Annotated in this window: 5 protein-coding genes; all 5 read right to left on the bottom strand. The window is 69.2% G+C overall.

Translation table 11 applies throughout. The features are described 5' to 3' along the window. Positions 1-1,507 (bottom strand): ATP-binding protein (locus tag I0Q12_RS08045; RefSeq protein ID WP_197251431.1); only part of this gene is annotated, 1,507 nt, incomplete at its 3' end. Continuing rightward, positions 1,504-2,100: a DUF4194 domain-containing protein gene (locus I0Q12_RS08040; protein WP_197251430.1), complete on the bottom strand. Its 597-nt coding sequence runs from the start codon at positions 2,098-2,100 to the stop codon at positions 1,504-1,506. The genes I0Q12_RS08040 and I0Q12_RS08045, both read right to left, overlap by 4 nt. Further along, a complete protein-coding gene (locus I0Q12_RS08035) occupies positions 2,100-3,575 on the bottom strand; it encodes a DUF3375 domain-containing protein (protein ID WP_197251429.1) in 1,476 nt (491 codons plus the stop codon). Before I0Q12_RS08035 ends, I0Q12_RS08040 begins: the two co-directional genes overlap by 1 nt. 122 nt (positions 3,576-3,697) lie before the next feature. Then, complete coding sequence (locus I0Q12_RS08030; RefSeq protein ID WP_197251428.1) at positions 3,698-4,642, bottom strand: YncE family protein; 945 nt, start codon at positions 4,640-4,642, stop codon at positions 3,698-3,700. Between the two features lie 118 nt (positions 4,643-4,760). Beyond that, positions 4,761-7,055 carry a glycoside hydrolase family 3 C-terminal domain-containing protein gene (locus tag I0Q12_RS08025; protein ID WP_197251427.1) on the bottom strand — a complete coding sequence of 765 codons (2,295 nt, stop codon included), beginning with the start codon at positions 7,053-7,055 and terminating at the stop codon, positions 4,761-4,763. Between the last annotated feature and the right edge of the window lie 107 nt (positions 7,056-7,162).

The raw sequence follows: 7,162 nt of genomic DNA, 5'->3' as shown, positions 1-7,162 counted from the left end.
GGGTCCGGCCGAATCCGCCGAGTACGCGCTCGATCGGCCCGGTCCACGCGGCATCCTCGCGACGGACCTCGAGCAGTTCGCCGGCGAAATGCAGCGCGTCCTCCCCGAGGCCGGCGGCCGAGCACACCAGCTCGCGGGCGCGCAGCAGTTCGGGGTCGAGGTTGGACCGTCGCCGCGCCAGCACCTCCCGGTCGGCGACGAGTTCGCGCAGGCGTTTGCGGTGCTCGGCGAGTGTGCTCGCCACCTCGTACAGCTCGCGGCGGCGGGTGTCGGCCTGGGCGTCGAGTTCGCGGAGTTCGGTCTCGATCTGTGCCTGCAGGTGTGCGAATTCCTCGGCTGTGCTCGGCACCTGTGCCTCCCACGGCCCGAGTGATGCTTCGAACCGACTGCGCTGCTTGGTGATCCGTGCAATGTCGGTCTCCGCTGCCGCCCGTTGGGTGCGCAGCGTGGCGAGCCTGCCGTCGCCCGCGCTTTCCACCCGCACCCGAAGATCGAGGGTGCGTTCGGCAGCACGGTCGGCTTCGGCGGCGGTCTTGTCGGCAGCGGCCAGCAACAGCCCGGTCTGCGCCTTGGCTTCCTCCAGCTTGTCCTCGAGCAGGTCGACGGTCAGCGCGGCGTGGACGGCGTCGAGATGGTCGGACTCGTCCTGGAGTTCGCGCTGCGCCCGCAGTCCGCCGTTGCGGGTGGCGGCGAGATCCACGAGAGGGTCGAGGGTCTGCACCTGCCGGCGCGCATCGACGACGACTCGGTGTGCTTCCCGCAGATCGCGGAACTGGGTGGTGGCTCGCTCCGCCATCGCGAACGTGCCCGGTTCGTCGAGCATGTAGTCGCGCAGCAGCTGATCGAGGCTGTTCAGGCCTTTCGCCGACAACGTGCGGTGCAGCAGACGCTGCGCAGCTTCCGACGAGATGCCAAGCCTGGACCGGAACGCGCGGGCGAACGGCGCGTAGGTGGGATTGACCACGGCATCGGGCCACTGCTTGCGGATCGCGCGAGTGTCGATCCCTCGTGCGACGAACGGCTCGAATTCGGTCAGGTCGACGTCGATGTCGAGGATCAGATGCAGATGGGACACGTCGTTGTTCGTATTGGCGCCGCGTCGCAAGTGCATGAGCTTGACCAGCGTGACCGGAGCGGTGGTGTCGCCGGTGCGATAGGTGAGTGCGACGGCGCTCCACGTCGCCCCGGGCCGCAGATACGACGCGGTGAGCGAATCGGTGTCGGCGGCAGCCTCGCGCCGCCACGCGCCGCGGATGTAGCTGACGAAGTTGCGGCCCGAGCCGGCCGCGGATTCCTGTGCGGCGGCATTGAATCGGACATTGCCCGCGGGCATGAGCACCGTCGAGATCGCGTCGATCAGCGTGGACTTGCCCGATCCGGAAGCGCCGGTGATGAGGAAACCCTTGCGCGCCACCGGAATATCGTGGTGCCCGTGCAAGGTTCCCCAGTTCACGACCTGCACGCGCGCGAGGCGGAACTGGGTGGGGTGGATCGGCTCGCCGGTCACATCGGGCTCCCTTCGACGATGCGCCGGAACTCTGCTTCGACGGCCGCGACCTGATCCGCATCGAACAACTGCCGTAGCACCGGTGACACCTCCATGCGACCTTCCGTGGATGTCGACGCCAGCAGCGAGTACTTCTTCAGCTTCTCCCACGACGAATGCACCCGTCGCCGGAAACCGGCCGGATCGGTGCTCGTCGCCCCGCGATACATCTCCAGCTGGGCGGTGACCTCGTCGAAGTCGACGATCACCCGCTCGCCCGGTTGCGCCCGCAACAACCGGTGGCGCAGCGCCAGCACCATGGCGGTGTCCATGAACGTCAGCCGTTCGGTGCGCAGCACCGTGGGGGTCTTGTGGTCGCCGGTGTCGGCCGGACGGGTGAAGGCCAGCAGGTCGTTCTCGTCGACGACGAGGTCGAGGAACACGTCGGCGAGCCGTGAGCGCAGCACCCGTTCGTCCCGGATGATCGTCCGCCAGATCTCGGGGTGCTTCTCCGCGGTGACCAGTGGCCCCTTCAGCAGCTGCACCAGGGCACGGCGGGTTTCGAGGCCGAGCTCGCCGGTGTCGCCGGGGTAGAGCGGGATCGATTCGGTCATCAGGCGTCCTCTTGCGGGAGTGCGAACGCAGCGTCGGTCGGGTCGAACAGGTAGCGACGGATCGACGCGATCCGGACATTGCCGCGCGGTGAAGTCCACGAGATGTCCTCGGTGCCGTCCATGGGATGTCCGTGCTCTGCCGCCAGCACCAGAAGTCCGACGGCACTCGCCAGTCCCTGCGTCGCGGGATGATCCTGCAGGACGTCGCCGATCGTGGCGCGGCCACGCGCACCCAGCGTCGCAGCGACGTTCCCGGCCAGCTCGTCCAGATCGATCTCCGACTCGCGGACGATGCGGCGCAGTTCGTCGAGGTCGACCTCACCGGCCGGCTGCGATACCACCGGCTCGGCCACCAGGTCGTCGGCGGGATTGTGCAGCTGCAGTGCGGCCACCGAGTCGATGCTCATGCCGATCCGGACCAGTTCGAGGTCGAGCAGGTCGTAGGGCTTGCGGCGCCGTGCCACCTCCAGCGCCTGCTGCTGAGCCGAGCGCAACAGCCGCTGCAGCCGCCGATGCTCCTCGTAGTGGCGGGACTGCACGAAATGGCGTAGCGACCGCGACAACGAGGTCATCGTTGCGTGCACCTCGCTGCCCGAGGTCTCCATCTCGGTGAGCAGCGACCTGAACCGGCGCCGCTCGGCGAGGTCGAGCAGCTGCGCGAACGACCGCTGCAGCACCACCTCGATCCATGCGTCGAGCTGGGAGGAGCGCTCCGGATCGATGATCATGTCGTAGAACCCGGTGAAGCTGCGCCCGGCGTCGGAGTTGCCGATCAGATCGACGCCCCGGAACACCTCCCCGAGGGTATCGCCGCGGTCGCCCTCGTCGTCGAGGATGCGGGCGCGCAGCTCCCGGTTGAGGGAGTCGAGCTCGGCGCGCACCCGCGCGAAGTCGCCCGGGATCTCCCCGGCGAGCGCGAGGATCTCCTTCGCCCGTTCCGCGGCGCGGGTGCCGTCCAGGACCGGGAAATCCCCGGATTCGACGGCGGCGATCTGCCGGTCCAGCGCGTCGCGTTCGGCGCGCAGCGCTGCCAACCGCGACTCGCTGCGGGGATCGGAATCGCGGGCCAGTGCCTGCAGCTGGCTGGACAGGGTCGTCAGCCGCGACTCGGTCACCGAACTGGTCGTACTCGTCAATCCGGACACGAAGGCGAGCGCGGCGAACGTCGACTCGGTCGGTTCGAGGGTTTCCTCGCGCGAGTCTGTGCTCGGCCGGCGCAGCAGGTAGCCGGCGCGCACCCAGTCCGCGCAGTAGGCCTGACCGGTGCGTGGCAGATCGAAACCTTCGTCGCGCAGTTCCTGGAGATCGGTGTCGAGCAACTCGAACAGTTCGGGGGCCGGGAGCCGCCGCGTCCCATGGTCGAAATGCCGGGCCAGCAGTGCGAGGACCACGGCGGCGTTGTCCGCCCGCAGCAGCGACCATGCCTGGTGATCGCGCTGCAAGCGGACCAGGCGATGGACATCGGCTGTGGTCACGGAACTCCCCTCGGTGTCGAGTGCAAGCCCATGCTGGCACACCGCACCGACACGGTCCGGGTGGAACTGTCGCCGATCGACCTGCCTGCACCGGCGGGCCGCCTTGCGCTCGCGTCGTGCGCTCAGTGCGGCGCTTCGGCGGGTTCGATCACCGAGATGCTGTGGGAGTGGCTGTCGGACGTGTAGACATGGTGCGTCGCGGGGTCGACGACGGGGCTGCGCGGAGCATCGCCGACCCGATGGGTCCGCACCAATTCCATTGATTCCAGGTCTATTTCGGAGACGGTGTCGCTGCTGAAGTTCGTAATGTACAGCGTCTGCCGTGCGGGGTCGATCGCCGAGTCGCCCCCGCCCTCGAAGTCGACGGGGTACGGGCCGGTGACGGTGCCGGTGGCGGGGTCGATGACCGAGATCGTCTCGTCGTACCGATTGACGACGTAGATCGTCGGACCGGCCGGGTCGAGGACGAGGTCGGGGGAGCGACCGACGGTGATCTCGGTGATCACGCCGCCGGTGGCGATGTCGACGACGGCGACCTTGCCTCCGACCCAGTCGTGTTCACCGGCGATCGGAATCGGAACGTACAGACGTCCCGCGATCACGGCGAATCCCCGGGAGATCTCCGGGAACTCGTTGTCGATGCGGAAGTTCGAGGTGACGACCCTGCGGTCCGCGTCGATCACGGTGAATTCGTCCCCGGTCATCACGTACAGCGTGGGAGCCGACGGATCGGCTCGCACGGCCCACGGTTCCTTCCCGACCGGAATCGTGGCCGTGACGGCCCGGGTCCGGGTGTCGACGACGGAGACGGTGCGCAGGGCGTAATTGGCGACGTAGAGTTCGTGACGATCCGGCGCGATCGCTACCGCGCTCGCATTCGTGACGCTGGGAATCGTCGCCGCCACATCGCCGCGCGCCGGATCGACGACGTCGATCGTGCTGTCGCCACCGACACCGCGCCGCGTCACGACGTAGATCGTGTGCGTTTCCGGGTCGATCGCCATCGACCCGGGTTTCCGGTCGTCGAGCGCGATACTCGGCTCCGGTAGCGCTGCTTCATCCGCCACGGACATTCCCCCACATCGTCGAGTGAAAACGCCGGCCCCCACCGGCGCCGCCCACTCAATCACATTGGGGCGGTGGCGAACAATCGCCCGAACGATCCACACGTTTCACACGGCGCACTCACCGAGCGGCGTTGGCGGCGTCGATCAGTTGCCGAAGCCGGTCGCGATCGAACTTTTCGCCGAGGAACCCGACCATCCGGCTCAGCGGCATCGATTCGGCCATCTTCAGCACGCTCTCGTCCAGCACCGGAGCCGCGCCACCGTCGCCCGCCCCGGTGATGGATGCGAACGCCTCCATGACGAGCCCGGCCGCGACCGGGTTCGCGAGGACCTCACCGATCGACGACTCCAGCGACAGCGGCAGCTGCACCTCGTCGCCGGTCACCTCGACCGTGCACACGGCGCGGATGTCCCGGCTCGAGGCCCCCACCTCGACGGTGTAGGTGCCGCCCTCGACGACCCAGGCGTCGACGCGGGTGTCCCAGTAGGCGAGGTCGGCGCGGCGCACCGGGATCCGGACCTCCCGGGACTCGCCCGCGGCGAGGTGTACCTTCGCGAAGCCCTTCAGTTCGCGCGGCGCCCGCGTCATCGCGGAATCCGGCAGGCTCACGTAGACCTGCACGACCTCGGCGCCGTCCCGGTCACCCGTATTGGTGACGGTGACCGTGACGGTCAGGTCGCCGCCCCCGGTCCCCTCGGCACTACCGGTCACCTCGGCATTACCGGTCACCACAGCGTCGCCGTAGTCGAAGGTGGTGTAGGACAAGCCGAACCCGAACGGGTACGACACCTCGAGTTGCCGGGCGTCGTACCAGCGGTAGCCGACGTGCAGGCCCTCGCCGTACCGGACGTGGCCGTGCTCGCCGGGGAAGTTCCCGTACGCGGCGGTGTCTTCGAGCCGCACCGGCACGGTCTCGGCGAGCCGCGCCGACGGATTGACCACCCCGTAGAGCACGTCGGCGACTCCGCCGCCGCCCGCCTGTCCGAGCAGCCAGCCCTCCACGATGGCGGGTACCCGGTCCGCGAAACCGGAGAGCCGCACCACGCCACCGTTGGACAGCACGACGACGGTGTTCGGGTTCGCCACGACGACCGCGTCGAGCAGTTCGAGCTGCGAGGCGGGAAGTTCCAGGTCCTCGCGGTCGAAGCCTTCCGATTCCAGCTCGGCGGGCACCCCGAGGAACAGCATCACCGTGTCGGCGGCGGCCGCCACCGCGGTCGCCTCGGCGGTCAGTTCCGACGCCCCGGATCCCTCGGCGGAGTAGCCCGCCGCGAACGGCACCTCGACGGTCGCGAGCGCCCGGATCTCGTCGAGCGCGTTGTCCAGCCGCGTCGGGTTGATCCGCGACGACCCGGCACCCTGGTAGCGCGGGCTGCGGGCGAGTTCGCCGATCACCGCGACCTTCGCGTCCGGGGCGAGGGGCAGCAGGCCGCCCTCGTTGCGCAGCAACACCACCGACGCGGCCGCGGCTTCCCGCGCCAGCGCGTGGTGTGCGTCCGCGTCGTAGGTCGCGTCCGGCTGCGCGCCCGCGACGGCCCGGCGCACCAGGTCGACGACCCGCCCCGCGGCGGTGTCGAGGACCGCTTCGTCGAGCGTGCCCGCGCGCACCGCGGCGACGATCTCGGCGTCGGTGCGGCCACCGGTCGACGGCATCTCCAGATCCAGCCCCGCCGCCAGCGCCGCGACCCGGTCGGCGACCGCGCCCCAGTCGCTGACGACGAGGCCGTCGAATCCCCACTCGCCGCGCAGCACGTCGGTGAGCAGCCACCGGTTCTCCGACGCATACACCCCGTTGATGCGGTTGTACGAGCACATCACCGTCCACGGACGGGCGTCCTCGACGACCCGCTCGAACCCGCGCAGATAGATCTCGCGCAACGGCCGCGGATCGATGTCCGCCGACACCCGCATCCGGTCGGTCTCCTGGTTGTTCGCCGCATAGTGCTTGAGCGACGCACCGACGCCCTGCGACTGAAGGCCCCGCACCAGCGCCGCGCCCAGGACACCCGACAGCAACGGATCCTCGGAGAGATACTCGAAGTTGCGTCCGCACAACGGGGTTCGCTTGATGTTGATACCCGGCCCGAGAAGAACCCCGACCTGCGCGGCGCGGGCCTCGGTGCCCAGTGCGACCCCGACCCGCTCCAGCAGGTCCGGATCGAAGGTGCCACCCAAGGCCACCGCCGGCGGGAAGCACGTCGCGGGCTCCGCGGCGCCGAGGCCCAGATGGTCGCCGCCACCGGTCTGCTTCCGCACCCCGTGCGGACCGTCGGTCAGCATGATCGACGGGATCCCGGCGCGCTCCACGGGCTCGGTGAACCAGAAGTTCAGACCGCTCGTCAGCGACGCCTTCTCCCCCAGCGTCAGGTCGGCGACGATGTCCGCCGTCGGGCGGTCGGTCCACTCGCTCATGCTTCTCCTCGGGTCGGGCTTGTTTCGTACCGTAACGCCGGGAGTGGCCGGGATCGTGGAGGTTGCTCGCCGGGTGTTCAGCCGCGCACGTTCCGGACGTGGGATTC

Source organism: Rhodococcus sp. CX, from assembly GCF_015865005.1.
Classification (GTDB): domain Bacteria; phylum Actinomycetota; class Actinomycetes; order Mycobacteriales; family Mycobacteriaceae; genus Rhodococcus.
Note: the sequence above shows the minus strand (reverse complement) of the source record. Positions and strands in the feature narration are given on the sequence as shown.